Below are 19,133 nucleotides of genomic sequence, written 5' to 3' on the forward strand. Positions count from 1 at the left end.
TCAAAGAACGGTTTTATTCGTGTCCGATTCGACCACTGCCTCCGCCGCCTGCGCCTCCAATCCGACGCTCGCGCTGCATCGCGGCCTCCCGCACGCCACGCGCGTACACGCACGCTACGCGACGATGGCCGTCTTCTTCATCGCGGGCATGATGTACGCGTCGTGGGGCGTGCACGTGCCGACCGTGCGCGACAAGTTCGCACTCAGTCCCGGCATGCTCTCGTTCGCGCTACTCGCGGTCGCGGTCGGCTCGATCTTCGCGATGCTCACGGCCGGATCGTGGATCGCGCGCGCCGGCACGCGCGCCGCATGCATGGCGGGCGGCATCACGATGATGATCTGCGGCGCGCTGATCCTCGTCACACCTTATTTCTGGATGCTGCTCGTCGTGCTCGCGATTTTCGGTTTCGGCATGGCGACGCTCGACGTCGCGATGAACGCCGAGGCCAGTGCCGTCGAGCAAGCCCTGGGGCAGCCGATCATGTCGTCGCTGCACGGCATGTTCAGCATCGGCGGCATGGCGGGCGCGGCCGCGGGCGGCGCGCTGCTCGCGCACGGACTCGCGCCCGCCGCGCATCTGGCGCTGGCTTCCGGCGTGAGCCTCCTCGTCCTGCTCGTGTCGATGCCCGCCGTGCTGCCGCACGTTCCGCATCACGACGAGCACGCTAAGGCGTCGTCGTCGAATCGCTGGCGTTCGGGCGCGCTATGGGCGCTCGGCGGCCTCGCGCTCATCGCGCTGATCGCGGAAGGCGCGATGTACGACTGGGCCACCGTCTATATGCGCGACATCGTCGAGGCCACGCCGTCGGTATCGAGCGCCGCCTATGCCGCGTTCTCGGGCGGCATGGCGGCGGGCCGCTTCGGCGGCGACGCGGTGCGCGCGCGTTTCGGTGCGCCGCAACTGATCTTCGGTAGCGCGGGGCTCGCGTTCATCGGCATGCTGATGGCGCTCGTGTTCCCCAACACCATCGTCACGATGACCGGCTTCACGCTAATGGGCCTCGGCCTCGCGAACATGATGCCGGTGCTGTTCGCCGCGGCGGCGCGCGTGGAAGGCGTCACGCCCGCGGAAGGGCTTGCGCAGGTCGCGGGTCTCGCGTACTTCGGCCTGCTGCTCGGGCCGGTGCTGATCGGCGGCGTCGCGCAGATCAGCAATCTGCCGATCGGCCTATGCGTCGTTGCCGCGTGCTGCCTGATCATCACCGTGATCGGCCCGCGCATTCTCCGGCGCTGGAAGATATGAAAAAGCGCGCGGCCCTTTCGGAACCGCGCGCTTCTCTGGACTTCGGAGAGTCCGAAGGAAATTACATCTTCACGACGTCGAGCAGGGTCTTCTTGCCGCCCTTGTAGTTGTAGAGCGAGATCACGCCGTGCTTCAGGTCGCCCTTCGAATCGAAGGTCGTCTCGCCGATCACGCCCTTGTAGTCCGTGTTCGGCATCGCTGCGACGATCTTCGCCGGATCGGTCGAGTTGGCGCGCTTCATCGCGTCGACGATGATGTACACCGCGTCATACGTGAACGGCGCGTAGATCTGGATCGGCTGGCCGAAACGCTTCTGGAACTTGTCCGCGAACGCCTTGCCGCCGTCCATCTTCTCCAGCGCCATACCCGCTTCCGAGCACACGACGTTGTCGGTCGCATCGCCGGCCAGATCCGACAGCTTTTCAGTACAGACGCCGTCGCCCGCCAGAACCTTCGCGCGCAGGCCGAGCTGCTTGGCTTGCTTGGCGAACGGGCCGCCGGTCGCGTCCATGCCGCCGTACATCACGGCGTCGGGGTTCTCACCCTTGATCTTCGTCAGAATCGCGCGGAAGTCCACGGCCTTGTCGTTGGTCGCGTCGTGCGAGATGACCTTCATGCCGAGCGACTTGGCGGTCTTCTCGAACTCGTTCGCAAGACCCTGGCCGTAAGCGGTCGAGTCGTCCACCACGGCGACGCTCTTCACCTTCAGGTTCTTCGCGGCGTAGTTGGCGAGCGCCGGACCTTGCTGCGCATCGGTCGCGACGACGCGATACGTCGTCTTGAAACCTTGCTGCGTGTAGGTCGGGTTCGTTGCCGACGGGGAAATCTGCACGATGCCCGCGTCGCTATAAATCTTCGACGCCGGGATGGACGTGCCGGAGTTCAAGTGACCGACGACGCCAACGACCTTGTCGTCGACCAGCTTTTGCGCAACTTGCGTCGCGGTGCGCGGGTCGGCCGCGTCGTCTTGCGCGTCGAGTTCGAGCGTGACCTTCTGGCCGTTGATCGTCAGACCCTTCGCGTTGATCTCTTCGACTGCGAGCCGCGCGCCGTTTTCGTTATCCTTGCCCAGGTGAGCAATGCCGCCGGTCAGCGGAGCGACGTGACCGATCTTGACGACCTGGTCGGCTGCTGCGGACGTTGCCAACGTAGCGAAGAGCACGGCTGCGGCGCTGATCGGCAACAGTTTGTGAAGCTTGGTGTTCATGTAAGTCTCCAGTTTCGGTCCCAAAAACAACGTAATCGCCCTGTGCCCCGTCTTTCATCACGATCGCTCAGTCCCGTGGACGACCACGCCGGATGCATCGTCATGCACTTGGCAAGTCCTTCCGGCAGGCCGTTCGTGGCGGCCGCCATCCGCACTGCGCGCAAGTGTAGGGTTGTCAAATTAATTTAGGGAAGTTTTTTAAGATAGTGGTGTCACTACCAATTAGCGGCCAGTTGTGATGCGCTTCCGTTTGTGGTGGTGTTCGCGTGAAGACGCCCTGTACATGCGGGTTTGCGCGAGATCGGCGCGCAAAGGTTTGGCCATGCATCAAGTTCGGCGGGCGCGCGCCGATAATCTCTGCCCGCCGGCAATTAACCTGTTTTTTAAAGCCCGGCTTTTAGCGAATGTTTAGATCGGCGCCTCTAAAAACCCGCCGCGCGTCAAAGCGTGTGCCAGCGGTGCGCGGACCTTCAGGGCGACTGAAAGGGAAAGCTGGCAAACTCACACGCCTGCGTTCTCACCAATACAAGGAGTTTGACGTGACCGTTTCCACGACTTCCCGCTGGATCGACATTCCGGCCGATGGCGACAGCTTCCAGGGCTACCTCGCGCTGCCCAAGACGGGCGCCGGACCCGCCGTGATCATCCTGCAGGAGATCTTCGGCGTGAACGGCCACATTCGCAGCGTCGCCGATCAATACGCCGCCGATGGCTACATCGCTCTCGCGCCCGATGTCTTCTGGCGCACGCAACCGCGCGTCGAACTGGGCTACGAAGGCGCGGATCGCGAAAAGGCGATGGAACTGCTGCAAAAGACGAAGCTCGACGCCGCCGTGGCCGACGTCGGCGCAGCGGCCAAGGCGCTGCGCGCGCTGCCCGAAGTGACGGGCAAGGTTGCCGCGATCGGCTACTGCTTCGGTGGCCGGCTCGCGTATCTCGCGGCGGCTGAAGGTTCGGTGGATGCGGCGGTCGCCTATTACGGCGGCGGCATTCAGAACGCGCTCGACAAGGCCGATCAGGTCAAGGTGCCGATGCAATTCCACTACGGCGAACTCGACGCGCACATTCCCGTCGACGCGGTGGATGCCGTGCGCCAGAAGTTCGCGGGCCGCAAGGATTCAGAACTGTATGTCTACGCGCAAGCCGATCACGGTTTCAACTGCGGCGATCGCGCGTCGTATAACGCGAAGGGGTCGGCGCTCGCGCACGGACGCACGCTGACCTTCCTCGGCGCGCATCTGTAAGAGAAGTCTCTGGCGAGCGCGCCGACGAGCGCGCTTGCTATATCAGCGCGGGCAATCCTTCGACGAGCAGAAAGGCGGCAAGCACGCCCAGCAATGCGCCGAACACGCGCAGTGCGTTGTTCTTGAAGTGCGTCGCGCAGGGAATGGCCCCGAGGAACAGCGCGCCAGCCAGCGCCATCGGGATGATCAGTATGAAGTCGCCGATCGTGAAGTACGTCGTCATGGTGCGTCTCCCTTCGTCCTGCTTCTGGCTTCATGGTCGCCTGCCGAAAAGCTGCATCGACGATTCGAGTATAGGCGGCGCCACCGAAGGCGTCGGCCGAACTTCGTGCGACGCGACACCACGACGATGTACGAAACCCTTACGCGACAAGCGCTTACGCGCGCTTTCTTTTAAGCGAACGCGGAAAAACCCTTAGTTTCGTCTTATTTCAGTCGGCTTTCGATTTCTCATGCATTTCTCATGCAACACCGCGCTCGCGCCGGTCGAGATACACGGCGCCCGCCAGTCCGACGAGCAGCAGCGCGCCGATCAGCCCGGCGACGCCCTTCCATCCGAACGCGGTCCAGAAGTGTCCGCCGTACGATCCGATCAAACTCGATCCGACGTAATACGCGAGCAGATAAAGCGCGGCCGCCTGCCCTTTCGCCTGGCTTGCTAGCCGCCCGACCCAGCCGCTCGCAACCGAGTGGCCCGCGAAGAAGCCGAACGTGAGGCACGCGATTCCCGCGATGATCACCGAGAGCGTGTTCGACAAGGTCAGCGCAATGCCGAACATCATCAGGACGAGACTCGCGATCAGCACGCGGCCGCGCCCGAAGACATCGGCCATTTTGCCGGACCACGGCGACGCAACAACGCCCGTCAGATACACGGTGAAGATCGCCCCGATCTGCGTCTGATTCAGTTGAAACGGCGCGCCCAGCAGCCGATATCCGACGTAGTTATAGAGCGTGACGAAGCTGCCCATCAGCACGAAGCCGATGAGGAACAGAAACGGCAAACCGCGATGCCGCAGATGCCCGGCAAGCGAGCGCCGATGATGCGCGAACCCGACGCCGCGCCTTGGCCTGAAGCGTCGCGACGGCGGCAGCAGCGAACGGAAAGCGAGCGTGGCGAGCAAGCCCAGCAATCCGATTCCGGCAATCGCGACGCGCCAGCCGAAGAGATCCGCGAGAATCCCGCTGATCACACGCCCGGCCATGCCGCCGATGGCCGTCCCGCCGACATATAGGCCCATCGCGAGGCCGAGCCCTTCCGGATGCACTTCCTCCGCAAGATACGCCATCGCGACCGCAGGCACGCCGCCGAGCGCGAAGCCTTCGAGCGCGCGCACGACGAGCAGCGCGTGCCAGTCCGGGAGCACGGCGGCGATCACCGTGAGCACCGACGAAGCAAGCAGCGAAAGCGTCATCAGCCTGTGGCGGCTCCAGCTTTCCGAGGCGAATCCCGCGATGAAAATCGCGATCGCGAGCGCCGCCGTGCTCACCGAAACCGCGAGCGCGCTGACGGCCGGACTGACGCCGAACGCCTTCGTGAACTCGGGAAGCAACGGCTGCACGCAATACAGCAACGAAAAGGTCGCATAACCGGCGAACAGCAACGCAAGCGAAGCGCGCCAGTAAGCACGCGAGCCGCGTTCGAGATACGGCGCGGCGTCGGCGGGCTGGTTTGCACTGGCATCCACGAATGAAGTCTCCGCTGAAAAACCTTCAACGATACGCCGATAACCAGAGTTTTGCCTGATACGACAGACGCATTCCCGCGACGATCTCCAGTAATTACAGCCAGTCGTCTGCGATCGGCAACACAACGAGGCGAATCGCGTCGCGCCGACGCGTCGCGATGCGCTAAAGTAAGAGCACAATCGTTCATGAAAGCCGCGCGTGCCGCGCTTCCCGCAACAAAGACGCGGCGATTGTCTGGTGCACGGGCCGTGAAAAGCTTGGTGCTTGGTGAAACATATGACCGGCGTTTCATTCCCAGCCGGCGCTGAAACGGGGATTCATCATGCAAATCGGTTCGATTGTCCGCTCCGTCCATATTGCCGTGCCTCAGGGCGCGCGCGGCATCGTCATGCGCATTCTCGGCGACATGGCGATGGTCGCCTGGTACGAGGGCGAGCCCGGCGTGACCAAACTGCTCAACACGGAGCCGTTCTTTCTCACAGACCTGATCGATACGGGCGATGTCGTGCGCCCGTCCAACACGGTCGTGCACTGAGAAGCGACGCGCAAGCAACGCGCGTCATTGCGGCACAATGCCGGGATGAACTCAATTCATCCCGATTCCCAGGGCGCGCCCGCCGACGACGCGCCGCCCTTCTCCGGCCTCACGCCCGAGTGCGTGCTCGATGCGCTCGACAGCGTGTTGATGCCCACGGGCGCGCGCACCGACGGCCGCCTGCTGCCGCTCAACAGCTACGAAAACCGCGTCTATCAGGTGGGCGTCGAGGACGGCCCGCCGGTCGTCGCGAAGTTCTATCGGCCGAAACGCTGGTCGAATGCGGCGATCCTCGAAGAGCACGCGTTCGTCGCGAGCCTCGTCGCGTGCGAGATTCCGGCGGTGCCGGCGCGCGTGCTCGAAGGCGCGACGCTGCACGAATTCGACGGCTATCGCTTTTCCATCTTCGAGCGGCGTGGCGGACGCGCGCCCGATCTCGATCGCAGCGACACGCTCGAATGGCTCGGGCGCTTCATCGGACGGATTCACGCCGTGGGCGCGGTCGAGCCATATCGCGAACGGCCGACGCTCGACATCGAAACCTTCGGCTACGAGCCGCGCGAGTTTCTGCTGACGCACGGCTTCATTCCCGCCAACGTGCGCGAAGCGTGGGAAACCGTCGTGACGATGGCGCTCGATGGCGTCGCGCAATGCTTCGAGCGCGCGGGCGACGTGCGGCATTTGCGTCTGCATGGCGACTGCCATCCGAGCAACGTGTTGTGGACCGACGCGGGTCCGCATTTCGTCGATTTCGACGATAGCCGCATGGCCCCGGCGATTCAGGACTTGTGGCTGCTGCTGCCCGCCGGCCGCGCCGATGCATCGCGCGCGCTAACCGATCTGCTCGCCGGATACGAAGATTTCTGCGATTTCGATCCGCGCGAATTGCATCTGGTCGAAGCGCTGCGCACGCTGCGGCTGATTCACTATTCGGCGTGGCTCGCGCGCCGCTGGAACGATCCCGCGTTCCCCGCCGCCTTTCCGTGGTTCAACACGCAACGCTACTGGGAAGACCGCATCCTCGAATTACGCGAACAAGTCGGCGCGATGCAGGAAGGCCCGCTCTGGCCCGTCTGAAATTTTTTGTGACATTCCCGGGCTGTCAGGTAATCGCAAAGCGTTGAAAAGCGCTTTCGGGCGTGTAATGATAACAATTCTCATTTGCTCGCGTTTCACCGATCGCCGCGCACCTGCTCGCGTCTAGCCGATCGGGGCGCGGCTTTGCCTGCCAACGCCCCAATTCTGGAGAGACGCGTGAACGCGCCTGAAACCCTCAATACGCCGCCGTCCGCGACGAGCGGCCCGACGCATTACCGTCCGCACGGGCGCCTTATCGACGATGCCGAGCAGTTTGTCCGCAAAAATCGCTCGCGCCGCTCGACTTTTTTGAAGTGGCTGCGCAAAGTGCATGGCTGGGTCGGTTTATGGGGCGCGCTGCTGGGCTTGCTGTTCGGCACGACGGGTTTTCTGCTGAATCACCGCGCGCCGCCGCTGCGCATCTCGACCGGCGAGCCGCAGGTTTCGCAAATGCAAATGCCGCTGCCCGCCGAAGGCTTCAAAACGCCGCGCGACATGGGCGCGTGGCTGAAGAAGGAACTGAAGATCGAAGGAAATCTCGGACGCGCGCGCAAAGAGCCGGCGCATCCGGTCGGCTGGGGCGACAAGAGCGCGATGCAGCCGGAGCAATGGTCGGTGACGGTGGCATCGCCGGGCGGCAGCGTGATGGCGGAGTATTGGGTCGGCAACAACTTCGTGTCGGTGAAGCGCACCGAAAACACCTTCCTCGCGATGATGACCAACCTGCACAAGGGCGTCGGCCTGAGCGTGGGCTGGGTGCTGCTCATCGATACGTTCGCGGGCAGCATCATCCTGCTGTCGCTCACGGGCGTGCTGCTGTGGACCGAGCTGAACAAGAAGCGCACGGCGGGCGTGGTGATCGTGGCTGCGTCGCTGATTGCGGCGATCGTTTGCGGGTTGATCTGAGCGCCGGGCAATGAACGCCGGGCCGCCGGTCACGCGGCCCGCTTCGCCTTTCCCTTGCGCGGGTTATGCCGCGTCAGCCACAGATAAAGCCCGCTCCCGAGCACGACGATCGTCAGCACGTCGAACGCGGCCCAGAAAATCTTCAGCGGCATCCCTCCGAAATCGCCGAAATGCAGCGGCTGCGAGCCGAGCAGCACTTTCAGATACCACGGCAGTTCGCGTGAATCCGTGAGCGCACCCGTCGATGCATCGACGAGCACGGGCCGCATGATCCGGCTCGTGAGAATGCCGTCGCCACGCATCCACACGGCATAGTGATGCGGGCTTGCAAAGCGCGTCCCCGGAAACGCGACGAACGATGGAATCATGTCCGGCGCGACGCGTTGCGCGGTGTTCACGGCAGCGTCGATGGAAGCGCGCACGACGACCGGCGGCTTTCCCCGATACGGCGCGACCATCTGCGCGAGCTGATCGCTGCGCCACGCGTCGAGCATGAGATCGGCGAGCGTGTTGATCGAGCCCGTCACGCCGACGAGGAGCGCCCACGCGAGCGTCAACATGCCGATGGCGTTATGCCAGTCGAGCCACACGATGCGCCGCTTCTTCTTCAGACGCACACGCCCCAGCCCGACTTTGCGCCAGAACGGCAGATACACGACGACGCCCGACACGATCGCCGCGAGAAACACGACGCCCATCGCGCCGAGAAAGAGCTTGCCGAAAAGTCCGGCGAACATGTCGACGTGCAACTTCAGCAGCACGAACTTGAGCGAGCCTTTGCCCGGCGGCATGCCGAGCGGCCGCGCTGTGCGTGCATCGACGGTCGTGCTGAGCGTATCGTCGGGCGGCGTGTCCGCCTCGGGCGCGGTGACGACGATGGGCTGAAGCGGATCGTCCGGCTCCCAGATCATGTATTGCGGCACGTGGTCGGGATGCTCGTTCAGCGCCGCGCGCAGCACCGCGTCGTAGCTCGCGCGCGCATTCGCCTGCGATGCGGGCAGCGCGGGCGCTTCGATCGCGTCGCCGGTGAGGATGTCCAGCTCGTGGCCGAACACGAGCGGCAAGCCGGTCAGACACAGCAGCAACATGAACGCCGTGCACACGAGGCTCGTCCAGCGATGCACGATCGACCACGCGCGAAACGCGCGCTGGCCCTTGTGACGTTTGTTCGCGGAAGAGCGTGAATCAGGCGATGCTTCGGCGCGAGCGGCTGCGCGCCGGTCATCGCCGGTCAGAAACTTGCCAGGCATTCGATGAAAACGTTGGGCTGAAAGAGGAAAACGGCTTTGCGCCGACTAGACCGCCCGCGCAAATGAGAACGATTATTATATAGATCCGACGTCCGCGCAGACCGCGTCTCGTCAGCTTTTTGTAATAAATTCAGACGCCGCAGGCTTCGCCCTTTCCCGCCACCTCGCGCGCCGCTTTCGCGCCTTCGACCTGCAACAGTTCGGGCAGCGACACGCCGTTCTTCGCCGCCGTCACTTCGGCGAGAATCGACACCGCGATTTCCGGCGGCGTCCTGCTGCCGATATAAATGCCCACCGGCCCATGCAGCCGCGCGAGTTCGGCCTCGCTGAGATCGAACTCCTTCAAGCGCTCGCGCCGCGCCGCGTTGTTGCGCCGCGAACCCAGCGCGCCGACGTAGAACGCGGGCGTTTTCAACGCTTCCATCAGCGCGAGATCGTCGAGCTTGGGATCGTGCGTGAGGGCGATCACCGCGCAGCGCTCGTCGAGTTTCATGTCCATTACCGTGTCGTCCGGCATGGTTCGCACGATCGTCGTGCCCGGCACGTTCCACTCCTCGGTGTATTCCTCGCGCGGATCGCACACGGTCACCTGATAATCCAGCCCAACCGCGATATTGCACAGATAGCGCGACAATTGCCCCGCGCCGATCACCAGCATGCGATAGCGCGGACCGTGAATCGTCAGGAGCCGGTCGTCGTCGAAGAGGACGCCGTCGGTGGCCTGCGCCGGTTCGAGGTGCGCGCGGCCGGTCGCCATGTCGAGCGTGCGCGCGACGAGCCTGCCGCTTTCCACCGCCGCGCACAGTTCGGCGATGCCGCTCGCCATCGTCAAAGGCTCCAGCACGAGTTGAATCGTGCCGCCGCACGGCAAGCCGAAGCGATGCGCCTCTTCCGCGCTGATGCCGTACTTCACCGCTTCCGGCTTCGTCTGCTCGATGCCCCGCTGCCGCACGCGATCGATGAGATCGTCCTCGATGCAGCCGCCCGACACCGAGCCGACGACGTGCCCATCGTCACGCACGGCAAGCATCGCGCCTTCGGGTCTCGGCGACGAGCCCCACGTTTTCACGACCGTCACGAGCAGCACGCGATGTCCCTCTTCGAGCCATCGCGCGCTGTTCTTCAGGACTTCGAGATCCACGCTGTCCATGATTTCTTTCCCTTTTCCTTCGCTTCCTGTGCTTCCTGCCCTTCCCCGCCGCTTTCGTCCCCGGCGGCCACATCCTGCGATTCCTGCCCGCCTTGCAACTGCGCACCGAATCGCTTGAAGAATTCTCCCGCGATCTTACGCGCCGCGCCGTCGACGAGCCGCGAGCCGATTTGCGCGAGCTTGCCGCCCACCTGCGCGTTCGCGGTGTAGCTGAGCTTCGTCGTGTCGGCTTCGTCGCCGGGTTCGAGATTCACGGTCGCGCTGCCCTTGCTGAAGCCGGCCGCGCCGCCCTGTCCTTCGAACACGATCGTGTAAGTATGCGGGGCGTCGATATTCGTGAGTTCCATTCTGCCCTTGAAACGCGCCTTCACCGGACCGACCGCCGCCGTCATCGCGACGTTGTACGCGTTCTCGCCATCGGCGTCGATGCTGTCGCAGCCGGGGATGCAGAGCTTCAGGATCGACGTGTCGTTCAGCGCTTCCCACGCGCGCGCCTGCGGCACGGGCAACGTGTGAGTTTCGGTCAGTTCCATTTCGTGTCTCCTTTGTGCCGTGACAGCGCAGCCAGTTCGGCTCCCACAGCGCCAAGGCTGTCGAGATTATGTGCCGCGAGCATCGCATCGACGTGGGGAAGGATCGCGCGCACGCCTCGCGCGCGCGGCGTGAAATCGGCGAAGCGCAACAGCGGATTGAGCCACACGAGCCGATGCGCGAAGCGCTTGAGCCTTTGCATCTCGGCATCGAGCACATCGATGGCTTCGTGATCGAGGCCGTCGGTGACGAGCAGCACCGTTGCACGACCGGCCAGCACGCGCCGCGCCCAGCGCCGATTGAACTCAGCGAGCGTCGCGCCGATGCGCGTGCCGCCCGACCAGTCCGCCACGCTCTGTCCGAGCGCGGCGATCGCGACATCGGGATCGCGTTCGCGCAAGGCGCGCGTTGCGTTCGTCAGTCGCGTGCCGAACAAGAAAACTTGCAGACGCTCGCGCGATTGCAAAAGCGCGTGGCAGAAGTAGAGCACGGCGCGCGAATAGGCGCTCATCGATCCGGAAATATCGAGCAGCAATACCAGCGGCGGCCGGCGCTCGACCGCCGCGCGATACTTCCACACGGTCCAGTCGCCGCCCGAGCGCACCGCATGACGCGCGCTCGCTTTCAGATCGGCGTGCGTGCCGCGCGAGGCCGCCTTCAGCCTGCGCGTCGGTTCGGTGGCGAGCGGCATGCGGTGCGCGCGAATCTGATGCCGCAGCGTGCGCCATTCGTCGGCACTGAGCGTGTCGAAATCGCGATGGCTCAGGCGTTCCTGCGCGCTGAACGTGATGCGCGCGTGCGCCTCTTCCGGCTTCGATTCCGCCGCCTGCGCTTTCGACGATGCCGCCGCGCGCGTCGCCAACGCATCGGCGAGACGGTTGTTGCGTCTGGGCGGCGGCATGCCGCTCTTCACCTTCGGCAGCAACAGCGCGCGCAGTTTGCCTTCCCAGTCGGGATCGCGCCAGAAAAGATCGAACGCGGCATCGAAGATTTCGCGCTCGTCGCTTGCGTGGACGAGCAGGCACGCGAGCGTCGCGCGCACATCGTCGCGGCGATTCAGATCGACGAAGCGCAGCGCATCGAGCGCATCGACCGCGTGCGCCGGCGACATGCCAAGCCCCGCGCCGCGCAGGAGCCTCACGAAATGCACGACGTTGCGCGCGAACGGTTCCATCGTCATGGCGTGGCCGAGAGACATTGCGCGAGCGTGCCGGCGTCCATGCGCGCGAGATCGTCCTGATATTTGAGCAGCACGCCGAGCGTGTTTTGCACCGATTGCGGATCGAGTTCCGTCACCGACAACGCTGCGAGCGCGCGGCACCAATCGATCGTCTCCGCCACGCCCGGCGCCTTGAACAGATCCAGCGTGCGCAGTTCATGCACGAACGCGACGGCGCGCTGCTGCAACGCCTGCCCCGCTTCCGGCGCGCGCGCCGCGACGATCGCCAGTTCGACATCACGCGCCGGATAGCCGATCCACTGATAAAGACATCGGCGCTTCAACGCATCGTGGACTTCGCGCGTGCGGTTCGACGTCATCACGACGAGCGGCGGCCGCGCGGCGCGCACCGTGCCGTACTCCGGAATCGACACCTGAAAGTCCGACAGCAGTTCGAGCAGGAACGCTTCGAACGGCTCGTCGGCGCGATCGATTTCGTCGATCAGCAACACGCGGCGCGCGTCGGGATTCGCGGGATCGGGCAGCAACGCCTGAAGCAGCGGACGCTTCAGCAGGAACTCGCTGCGATACAGCGAATCGTTCGACGGCGTTTCACCCGACGCCTCCGCGAGGCGCAGCGCCATGATCTGCCGCGGATAGTCCCACTCGTACAGCGCGCTCGCGGTATCGAGTCCTTCGTAGCATTGCAGTCGCAACAACGTCGTGCCGCACATTCCCGCCGCCGCCTTCGCGAGTTCCGTCTTGCCCACGCCCGGCTCGCCTTCGAGAAACAGCGGCCGCTGCATTTTCAACGCGAGAAAGAGCGCCGTCGCGAGTTCGCGATTCGCGAAGTACTGATGCTCGCGCAGACGCGCGAGCGTTTCGTCGATGGATTGCGGCGCGTCGTCCGGCATCGCGAACTAGAACGACATCGCGCGCTCGATCGCGCGGCCCGCGAGCACCGGAATCAGATGCGCCCGATATTCGGCGCTCGCGTGCATGTCGGCGTTCAACTCGCCGGGCGAGATCGTCACGCCGCGCGCCGATGCCACCGAAAAGTCCTTCGACAACGCCGCTTCCAGCTCTGCCGGACGAAACACCGACGACGCCGCGCCCGTCACGCCGACGCGCACGCCGTTCGCGAACTTCGCGACGAACACGCCGACGAGCGCGAAGTGCGAGGCGGGGTTGCGAAACTTCTCGTAGCCCGCGCGCTCGGCCAGCGGAAACTCGACGGCCGTGATGAGTTCGTCGGGTTCGAGCGCGGTCGTGTACATGTCGATGAAAAAATCGTCGGCGGCGATGCGCCTTCTGTCGGTCACGACCGTCGCGTTCAGCGCGAGCGCGGCGCTGGGATAGCACGCCGCGGGATCGTCGTTGGCGAGCGAGCCGCCGATCGTGCCGCGCTCGCGCACTTGCCGGTCGCCGATGCGGCCCGCGAGATCCGCGAGACCGGGCAGCGCGCGCTTCACATCCGCGTTCGACGCGACTTGCGCATGGCACACCGCGCCGCCGATCGTGAGCTTGTCGGCATCGAGCGTGACGCTTTTCATCGACGCGATGCGCGTCACGTCGATCAGCGCCGAGGGCTGCGCGAGACGCAGGCGCATGGTCGGCAAGAGGCTCTGGCCGCCCGCGAGAAACTTGGCGTCGCCGTTCGCGGTAAGCGCCGTGACGGCCGCTTTCGCTTCATCTGCTCTTCGATAGTCGAATGAATACATGGCGCTGGTCTCCTCAAGCGTTACGCATCGCGGTCCACACGCGATGCGGCGTTGCGGGCATCTGCAAGTCCTTCACACCGAGCGGCGCGAGCGCGTCGAGAATCGCGTTGATGACGGCCGGCGGCGAACCGATCGCGCCCGCCTCGCCGCACCCCTTCACGCCGAGCGGATTGTGCGTGCACGGCGTGCCTTTCGCGGTCTCGACGGTGAAGTTCGGCAGATCGATCGCGTGCGGCAGCGCGTAATCCATGAACGAGCCGGAGAGCAACTGGCCGGTGCTGTCGTCGTACACGCAGCGTTCGAGCATCGCCTGGCCGATGCCCTGCCCCAGACCGCCGTGCACTTGCCCTTCGACGATCATCGGATTGATCACGTTGCCGAAGTCGTCGACGGCCGTGAACTTCTGGATGCGCGTTTCGCCGGTATCCTGATCGACTTCCACTTCGCACACATACGCGCCCGACGGATACGTGAAGTTGGTCGGATCGTAGAACGCGTTTTCGTTGAGGCCCGGCTCCATCGTTTCGAGCGGGAAGTTGTGCGGCACATACGCGGCGAGCGACACGTCGACGAACGTCTTCGTGCGATCCGTGCCCGCGACGCGGAACATGCCGTTCTTGAACTCGATGTCCTCCACCGCCGCTTCGAGCAGATGCGCGGCGATCTTCTTCGCCTTCGCTTCGATCTTATCGAGCGCCTTCATGATCGCCGAGCCGCCGACCGAGATCGACCGCGAGCCATACGTGCCCATGCCGAACGGAATGCGCCCGGTATCGCCGTGAATGATTTCGACGTTCTCGATCGAGACGCCGAGCCGGTCCGCGACCACTTGCGCGAACGTCGTCTCGTGGCCTTGGCCGTGACTGTGCGAGCCGGTGAAGACGGTCACGGAGCCGGTCGGATGCACGCGCACTTCGCCTGCTTCGAAGAGACCCGCGCGCGCGCCGAGCGCGCCCGCCACGTTCGACGGCGCGAGCCCGCACGCCTCGACGTAGCACGAATAGCCAATGCCGCGCAGCCTGCCTTTCTGCTTCGATTCCTCGCGGCGCTTCGGGAAACCTTCGACGTCCGCGAGTTCCAGCGCGCGATTCAGGCACGCGTCGTAATCGCCGGTGTCGTATGTGAGACCGACCGGCGTCGCATACGGAAACTCGCGGATGAAATTGCGCCGTCGCAACTCGACAGGATCGATGTTCAACTCGCGCGCCGCCGTCTCGACGAGGCGCTCGACGACATACGTCGCTTCCGGCCGGCCCGCGCCGCGATACGCATCGACAGGCACGGTGTTCGTGAAGACCGCCTTCACTTCGGCGTAGATCGCGGGCGTCGTGTACTGGCCGGCGAGTAACGTCGCGTAGAGCACGGTCGGAATCGACGATGCGAACGTCGACAGATACGCGCCCATGTTCGCCGTCGTATGCACGCGCATGCCGATGAACTTGCCGTCGCGATCGAGCGCCAGTTCGGCTTTGGTCACGTGATCGCGGCCGTGCGCGTCGGACAAAAAGGCTTCCGAGCGCTCGGCCGTCCACTTGATCGGACGCCCGACTTTCTTCGACGCCCACGTCAGCGCGACATCTTCCGGATACAGGAAAATCTTCGAGCCGAAGCCGCCGCCCACATCCGGCGCGATCACGCGCAGCTTCGACTCCGGCAGCGACAGCACGAACGCGGCCATTAACAGTCGCTCGACGTGCGGATTCTGATTCGCGACGTAGACCGTGTAGCTCTCGTCGTGCTTCGAATAGCTCGCGTTGACGGCGCGCGGTTCGATCGCGTTCGGCACGAGGCGCTGGTTGACGATATCGAGCGTCGTCACGTGCGCGGCCTGCGCGAACGCGGCGTCGGTCGCGGCCTTGTCGCCGTGGCCCCAGTTGTAGCAGACGTTGTTCGGCACGCTGTCGTGCACGAGCGGCCGGCCCGCGTCCGACGCGCTCGCCGTATCGACCGTCGCGGGCAACTCGTCGTAATCGACCTCGATGAGTTCGGCCGCGTCCTTCGCCTCCTTCACCGATTCCGCGACGACGAGCGCGACCTGATCGCCCACGTGCAACACCTTGTCGTGCGCGATGACGGGATGCGGCGGTTCGTGCATCGGCGAGCCGTCGGTGCTGTGGATGAGCCAGCCGCACGGCAGTCCGCCGACGTTCTCGCCCGCCATGTCGCGGCCGGTGAAAATGCCGATCACGCCCGGCGACTTCAGCGCCGCCGCGGTATCGATGCGCGCGATCTTCGCGTGCGCGTGCGGCGAACGCAGGAACACGCCGTAGCTTTGCTGCGGCATCACGACGTCGTCGGTGTATTGGCCCGCGCCCGTCAGGAAGCGATAGTCTTCCTTGCGCTTCACGCCAGCGCCGATCAGTTTCTGTTGCTCAGGGGCATTCATCGCGGTCTCCTAGTAAAGGCGCGATTCGTCGTTTCGAAAAAGGATCGGAGTCGGGTCAGGCGCCGGCTTTCATGTCCCGCGCGCCCTGCAAGACCGCTTTGACGATGTTGTGATAGCCCGTGCAGCGACACAGATTGCCGTCGAGCTGTTCGCGCACTTCTTCTTCGGACAGATCGGGCGATTGCGCGGCCAGCGCGCTCGCGCTCATCACCATGCCCGGCGTGCAGAAGCCGCACTGCAGGCCGTGGCATTCCTTGAAGGCCGCCTGCATCGGATGAAGCTGGCCGTCTTTCGCCATGCCTTCGATAGTCGTCACTTCCATGCCGTCCGCCTGCGCGGCGAGGATGTTGCACGACTTGATCGCGCGGCCGTCGAGATGCACGGTGCACGCGCCGCACTGCGCGGTATCGCAGCCGATATGCGTGCCGGTGAGCCTGAGTTGATCGCGGAGAAACTGGACGAGCAGAAGATGCGGTTCGACGGTGGCGGTCACGGATTTCCCATTGACCGTCAGGCTTATGCTGAGCGCCATTTTTCACTGTCTCCTGGGTGAGGACGATCCAGCTTCGCGCCACGCACCTGCCATCTGCCGCCGTGAGCGTTCAGCCGGAATGGGTGTTATGTGATTGTGACAATGAGTAAAACACAAATCGGCGGGCGTCGCTATCGGCGCGAACGTCCGTCCCATATACACGGCATCGCGGCTGCAAAAGCAAAGCGCCGCCTCTCGGGCGGCGCTTCGCGTGAAACAGAAGGCGTTCAGTGCGTCACGGTCTCACGCTTCTTTCGCGCATCGTCGGCCGATGCAACGGCGTGCGGCGCTTTGAGCGGCGCGCGTCCGAGCACCGCGTTGCGGCGCGAATACAGGAAGTAGATCGCGAGGCCGATCACGAGCCACACCACGAACGCGATCCACGTCATTGCCTGAAGATTGAGCATCAGGAACAGGCACGACGCCACCGCGAGAACCGGCACGACGGGCACGCCGGGGCAGCGGAACGCGCGCGGCAATTGCGGATGCGTGCGGCGCAGGATCAGCACGGCGATGGACACCATGGAGAACGCGGCGAGAGTGCCGATGTTGATCAGTTCGGCGAGCACGTTGAGCGGCACGAGCGCGCCGATCAGACCGAAGAAAATGCCGACGAGCCAGGTGGTGAAGAACGGCGTCGAATAACGCGGATGCACCTTCGAAAGCCGCGCGGGCAAAAGGCCGTCGCGCGACATCGCGTAGATGATGCGCGTCTGGCCGTAACTCATCACGAGAATCACGGTGAGCATGCCGAGCACCGCGCCGAGATCGATGAAGCCCGCGACCCAGTTCTGGCCGGCCACCTGCAGCGCGAACGACACCGGATGCGGATTGTTCGCGAATTGCGACGACGGCATGATGCCGGTCACGACCGCCGCGACCGCCACGTAAAGCACCGCGCACACCGCGAGCGACGAGATGATGCCGATCGGCAGATCGCGCTTCGGATTCTTCACTTCCTCCGCCGCCGACGAGACCGAATCGAAGCCGATGAACGCGAAGAACATCACCGCCGCCGCGCCGAACACGCCGGACCAGCCGTTCGGCATGAACGGATGCCAGTTTGCCGGCTTCACATGGAACACGCCCACGGCGACCACGAGCACGACGACCGTCACCTTGATCGCGACCATGATGTTGTTCACGCGCGTCGATTCCTTCACGCCGACCGAGAGCAGCCACGTGATCGCCATCATCACGAGGAACGCGGGCAGGTTGAAGAACGTGACGTGGCCGGGCAGGGCGCCGGGCGCGGCGGACAGCGCGGTCGGCAGCGCAATGCCGAAGCCCGACAACAGCGATTGCAGATAGCCCGACCAGCCGACCGACACGGCGGACGTCGCGAGCCCGTATTCGAGCATCAGATCCCAGCCGATGATCCACGCGGCAAGCTCGCCGAGCGTCGCGTACGAATACGTGTAAATGGAGCCGGCGACGGGAATCGTCGACGAAAATTCCGCGTAGGCGAGAGCGGCGAAGGCGCATGCGATCGCCGCGATGATGAACGAAACCATGAGCGCCGGGCCGGCCTGCACAGCGCCGGTGCCGGTCAGCACGAAGATGCCCGTGCCGACGATCGCGCCGATCCCGAGGAACGTCAGATCGAGGGCGCCGAGCGTCTTTTTGAGCGACGTGCTGTGCGCGCCGGCCAGCATGTCCTCGATGTTTTTCTTGCGGAACAACGACATTACGATGAGTCTCCTTCTCGGCGCGCGCGAGCGGCCCTGCCACGGGAAAAACCCGCCATTTTATCGGAGACTGAAGGATCGCCCATCAATCGGGCTCGCAGCGTAATACTGCGGCGAATTTTGACAACCGGTCGTTTTTATCTTGTACGAGATAAAACCTATCCGGCGATTGCGGGATTCATATCGACGAGACGGTTGCTCATCACGTAGAAAGTCAGCTCCGCATTGTTGGCGAGCTTCATTTTCTCCAACAACCGCGCACGATAAACGCTCACGGTTTTAACCGAGAGCGATAAGGCGTTCGCGATATCCGTCAACCGCTTTCCCGACGCCAGCATGCACAGCGTCTGATACTCCCGGTCGGAGAGTTTCTCGTGCGGCAACCGGTCCGTGTCGAGCGAAACATAAGTCGCGAGCGCTTCGGCCATTTCCGGGCTCACGTATTTGCGGCCGGCGGCGACTTGCTGAAGCGCGCCGATCATCAGCGCGGGGTCCGCCGTTTTCGACAGATAGCCCGACGCGCCCGCCTTCAGCGCTCGCACCGCGTATTGATCTTCGCGATACATCGAGAACATCAGCACCGGCAGACGCGGACTTTCGCGCTTGAGACGCTTCAACACGTCGATGCCGTTGATGTCCGGCAGCGAGATATCGAGCATCGCGACATCGGGCGAACGGCGCGCGGCGAGCGCGAGCGCCTGCATGCCGGTCTCCGCCTCCAGCACTTCGGATGCAACGCCGCGTTCCAGCAGCAATTGCGCGACGCCGCGGCGCACGATGGCGTGATCGTCGGCGAGCAGGATTCTGAGCATCGC

18 protein-coding genes are annotated in these 19,133 nt (G+C 64.3%); 5 read left to right on the forward strand and 13 right to left on the reverse strand.

The window, feature by feature from the left end; genetic code table 11:
* Positions 1–19: 19 nt before the first annotated feature.
* Positions 20–1,243, forward strand: a complete 1,224-nt coding sequence (locus AWB82_RS07465) for an MFS transporter (protein ID WP_096031422.1) — start codon at positions 20–22, stop codon at positions 1,241–1,243.
* A gap of 61 nt (positions 1,244–1,304) precedes the next feature.
* Here AWB82_RS07465 and AWB82_RS07470 read toward each other — a convergent pair whose 3' ends face one another.
* On the reverse strand, positions 1,305–2,450 hold the full coding sequence (locus AWB82_RS07470) for a branched-chain amino acid ABC transporter substrate-binding protein (protein ID WP_086966520.1): 1,146 nt from the start codon (positions 2,448–2,450) through the stop codon (positions 1,305–1,307).
* Positions 2,451–2,989: 539 nt separating this feature from the next.
* Between AWB82_RS07470 and AWB82_RS07475 the strand changes: the two genes are divergently transcribed.
* On the forward strand, positions 2,990–3,694 hold the full coding sequence (locus AWB82_RS07475; protein WP_086966521.1) for a dienelactone hydrolase family protein: 705 nt from the start codon (positions 2,990–2,992) through the stop codon (positions 3,692–3,694).
* A 37-nt stretch (positions 3,695–3,731) separates the two neighbouring features.
* On the opposite strand, the gene AWB82_RS07480 is transcribed toward AWB82_RS07475, so the two are convergent.
* Together AWB82_RS07480 and AWB82_RS07485 are read right to left on the reverse strand one after the other, a co-directional pair.
* A complete protein-coding gene (locus AWB82_RS07480) occupies positions 3,732–3,917 on the reverse strand; it encodes a hypothetical protein (protein ID WP_062253475.1) in 186 nt (61 codons plus the stop codon).
* Between the two features lie 238 nt (positions 3,918–4,155).
* A complete protein-coding gene (locus AWB82_RS07485) occupies positions 4,156–5,382 on the reverse strand; it encodes an MFS transporter (RefSeq protein WP_086966522.1) in 1,227 nt (408 codons plus the stop codon).
* A 323-nt stretch (positions 5,383–5,705) separates the two neighbouring features.
* Between AWB82_RS07485 and AWB82_RS07490 the strand changes: the two genes are divergently transcribed.
* The 3 genes from AWB82_RS07490 (at position 5,706) to AWB82_RS07500 (ending at position 7,901) form a co-directional block, all read left to right on the forward strand.
* Positions 5,706–5,918, forward strand: a complete 213-nt coding sequence (locus AWB82_RS07490) for a hypothetical protein (RefSeq protein WP_086966523.1) — start codon at positions 5,706–5,708, stop codon at positions 5,916–5,918.
* A 45-nt stretch (positions 5,919–5,963) separates the two neighbouring features.
* Positions 5,964–6,995 (forward strand): serine/threonine protein kinase, encoded by a 1,032-nt coding sequence (locus tag AWB82_RS07495; protein ID WP_086966524.1) that lies wholly within the window; start codon positions 5,964–5,966, stop codon positions 6,993–6,995.
* A gap of 177 nt (positions 6,996–7,172) precedes the next feature.
* Positions 7,173–7,901, forward strand: coding sequence for a PepSY-associated TM helix domain-containing protein (locus AWB82_RS07500; protein ID WP_086966525.1), 729 nt, complete (start codon positions 7,173–7,175; stop codon positions 7,899–7,901).
* 29 nt (positions 7,902–7,930) lie between these two features.
* On the opposite strand, the gene AWB82_RS07505 is transcribed toward AWB82_RS07500, so the two are convergent.
* From AWB82_RS07505 to rqpR, 10 genes are all read right to left on the reverse strand, one after another.
* On the reverse strand, positions 7,931–9,151 hold the full coding sequence (locus tag AWB82_RS07505; protein ID WP_086966526.1) for a PepSY-associated TM helix domain-containing protein: 1,221 nt from the start codon (positions 9,149–9,151) through the stop codon (positions 7,931–7,933).
* A gap of 130 nt (positions 9,152–9,281) precedes the next feature.
* Positions 9,282–10,301: an XdhC family protein gene (locus AWB82_RS07510; RefSeq protein ID WP_086966527.1), complete on the reverse strand. Its 1,020-nt coding sequence runs from the start codon at positions 10,299–10,301 to the stop codon at positions 9,282–9,284.
* On the reverse strand, positions 10,274–10,834 hold the full coding sequence (locus AWB82_RS07515) for a CoxG family protein (RefSeq protein WP_086966528.1): 561 nt from the start codon (positions 10,832–10,834) through the stop codon (positions 10,274–10,276). The genes AWB82_RS07510 and AWB82_RS07515 overlap by 28 nt, the downstream gene beginning before the upstream one ends.
* Complete coding sequence (locus AWB82_RS07520; protein ID WP_086966529.1) at positions 10,825–12,030, reverse strand: vWA domain-containing protein; 1,206 nt, start codon at positions 12,028–12,030, stop codon at positions 10,825–10,827. Before AWB82_RS07520 ends, AWB82_RS07515 begins: the two co-directional genes overlap by 10 nt.
* A complete protein-coding gene (locus AWB82_RS07525) occupies positions 12,009–12,905 on the reverse strand; it encodes an AAA family ATPase (RefSeq protein ID WP_086966530.1) in 897 nt (298 codons plus the stop codon). Before AWB82_RS07525 ends, AWB82_RS07520 begins: the two co-directional genes overlap by 22 nt.
* A gap of 6 nt (positions 12,906–12,911) precedes the next feature.
* Positions 12,912–13,712: an FAD binding domain-containing protein gene (locus AWB82_RS07530; protein WP_086966531.1), complete on the reverse strand. Its 801-nt coding sequence runs from the start codon at positions 13,710–13,712 to the stop codon at positions 12,912–12,914.
* A gap of 13 nt (positions 13,713–13,725) precedes the next feature.
* Positions 13,726–16,098 carry a xanthine dehydrogenase family protein molybdopterin-binding subunit gene (locus tag AWB82_RS07535; protein WP_086966532.1) on the reverse strand — a complete coding sequence of 791 codons (2,373 nt, stop codon included), beginning with the start codon at positions 16,096–16,098 and terminating at the stop codon, positions 13,726–13,728.
* A 55-nt stretch (positions 16,099–16,153) separates the two neighbouring features.
* Positions 16,154–16,630, reverse strand: a complete 477-nt coding sequence (locus AWB82_RS07540; RefSeq protein ID WP_086966533.1) for a (2Fe-2S)-binding protein — start codon at positions 16,628–16,630, stop codon at positions 16,154–16,156.
* Positions 16,631–16,857: 227 nt separating this feature from the next.
* On the reverse strand, positions 16,858–18,318 hold the full coding sequence (locus AWB82_RS07545; RefSeq protein WP_086966534.1) for an amino acid permease: 1,461 nt from the start codon (positions 18,316–18,318) through the stop codon (positions 16,858–16,860).
* 158 nt (positions 18,319–18,476) lie between these two features.
* Positions 18,477–19,130, reverse strand: a complete 654-nt coding sequence (gene rqpR, locus AWB82_RS07550) for a response regulator transcription factor RqpR (protein WP_086966535.1) — start codon at positions 19,128–19,130, stop codon at positions 18,477–18,479.
* Positions 19,131–19,133: the final 3 nt, after the last annotated feature.

Origin of the sequence: Caballeronia glebae (assembly GCF_001545035.1) — a bacterium.
GTDB lineage: Bacteria > Pseudomonadota > Gammaproteobacteria > Burkholderiales > Burkholderiaceae > Caballeronia > Caballeronia glebae.

Bases quoted from the DNA above. Each gene is read 5' to 3' on its own strand.
- AWB82_RS07525 (WP_086966530.1), bottom strand. From the start codon at position 12,905: ATGCCGGACGACGCGCCGCAATCCATCGACGAAACGCTCGCGCGTCTG.
- AWB82_RS07495 (WP_086966524.1), top strand. From the start codon at position 5,964: ATGAACTCAATTCATCCCGATTCCCAGGGCGCGCCCGCCGACGACGCG.
- AWB82_RS07505 (WP_086966526.1), bottom strand. From the start codon at position 9,151: ATGCCTGGCAAGTTTCTGACCGGCGATGACCGGCGCGCAGCCGCTCGC.
- AWB82_RS07480 (WP_062253475.1), bottom strand. From the start codon at position 3,917: ATGACGACGTACTTCACGATCGGCGACTTCATACTGATCATCCCGATG.
- AWB82_RS07545 (WP_086966534.1), bottom strand. From the start codon at position 18,318: ATGTCGTTGTTCCGCAAGAAAAACATCGAGGACATGCTGGCCGGCGCG.
- AWB82_RS07470 (WP_086966520.1), bottom strand. From the start codon at position 2,450: ATGAACACCAAGCTTCACAAACTGTTGCCGATCAGCGCCGCAGCCGTG.
- AWB82_RS07520 (WP_086966529.1), bottom strand. From the start codon at position 12,030: ATGTCTCTCGGCCACGCCATGACGATGGAACCGTTCGCGCGCAACGTC.
- AWB82_RS07540 (WP_086966533.1), bottom strand. From the start codon at position 16,630: ATGGCGCTCAGCATAAGCCTGACGGTCAATGGGAAATCCGTGACCGCC.
- AWB82_RS07490 (WP_086966523.1), top strand. From the start codon at position 5,706: ATGCAAATCGGTTCGATTGTCCGCTCCGTCCATATTGCCGTGCCTCAG.
- rqpR (WP_086966535.1), bottom strand. From the start codon at position 19,130: ATGCTCAGAATCCTGCTCGCCGACGATCACGCCATCGTGCGCCGCGGC.
- AWB82_RS07530 (WP_086966531.1), bottom strand. From the start codon at position 13,712: ATGTATTCATTCGACTATCGAAGAGCAGATGAAGCGAAAGCGGCCGTC.
- AWB82_RS07510 (WP_086966527.1), bottom strand. From the start codon at position 10,301: ATGGACAGCGTGGATCTCGAAGTCCTGAAGAACAGCGCGCGATGGCTC.
- AWB82_RS07535 (WP_086966532.1), bottom strand. From the start codon at position 16,098: ATGAATGCCCCTGAGCAACAGAAACTGATCGGCGCTGGCGTGAAGCGC.
- AWB82_RS07515 (WP_086966528.1), bottom strand. From the start codon at position 10,834: ATGGAACTGACCGAAACTCACACGTTGCCCGTGCCGCAGGCGCGCGCG.